Annotated in this window: 1 protein-coding gene; it reads right to left on the bottom strand. The window is 46.3% G+C overall.

The annotated features are described in order from the left end of the window. On the bottom strand, positions 1-1,133 hold a 1,133-nt coding region (locus R8269_RS25525; protein ID WP_318222951.1), incomplete at both ends, for a PAS domain S-box protein.

The following is a 1,133-nucleotide window of genomic DNA, read 5'->3' as shown; positions in this document are numbered from 1 at the left end:
AGGGTGGCAAGAAAATACAGCTCTCCGTGCCAAGGAAAAGTCGTTAATGAGAACAGCACCGGGAAAACGCTCCCATCACTTCGCCTTGCCATCGTTTCAACGGCACTGATTTCTGCAAGCTCCTTATGTTTTGGTAGATCTCTGAGCAGTGTGAGCGTGGTTGAGTTGGGATTACCTGCATCAAACAACTCCCAAGCAAAAGTTTGACGATTGACATTTTCCGGCAAGCAAAACAGCCGCTTAGCCATTGGATTGAGATCGAATAGCTGTCCTTGCTCATTGATCAACAGCAACCCAACGTGAGTTTTGTTGATCATCTGCTTAAGTCGCCTTTGGGATTCCTCCAGTAGAGCCTGAATACGCTGTTGGTTCTGGTTTTTCTGGTGCCGTTGCAAACCGATAATGACCAACAAAATGATCAATAACAGCAACGCAGCGACACTCCAACCAATGACATTAATGGCTTGTTGAACTGGCTTGGTCGGGATGAGATAACTGACATACCAATTGAGGTCATCCAATTTAACGGTATGGGCAAAATAGCGTTGTTGATCCAGCGTCCAAAAATGGATCACGGTGTTGTCGTAGAGCTTTTGTGTTTCCTCATCTACTGCATGGTTTGGCTCATTGAACCAGTCCGCGTTGTAAGTGGTACTGCTCGACAGGAAGAAACGCTGATGGCGGTTTTGCAGTGTAATAATGTCTTGGCTGGTGATGGTTTGTTCCGTCAGAAGGCTCAAGTTAATTTGTACGACGACAATACCCGCGATGTTAAGGCCATCAAAAATCGGTGCCGATAAATAATACAGAGGGCTCGAGCCTTTGGTTTTATTTACCAGAGAGACGCCTTCACCTTGGCGATGAATCTGTTCAACAATGGCACGTCGATCTGAACGGCTAAATCGTTCATCGATGAGGCTGGAAACTAACACTTCACCAGAGGTGGAGAGGATCAACCAACCTTCGGTATTCGCGGCTTTGTCGAGTTGGGTTAACTGGGCTTGCAGCGGTTCATAGTAAGTCAAATTGCCTTTCACAAACGCAATAGTTTCGGGATTGTTGGTGACTAAATAAGGCAGGTGATAAAAGCGTTTCAGTGCTCGGCGGACTTCGCCGATGTAATCCAGTAGTTT

This window comes from Vibrio sp. Vb0667 (assembly GCF_033391095.1).
The sequence above is the reverse complement of the archived record's forward strand: the minus strand, read 5'-3'. Positions and strand labels throughout refer to the sequence as shown.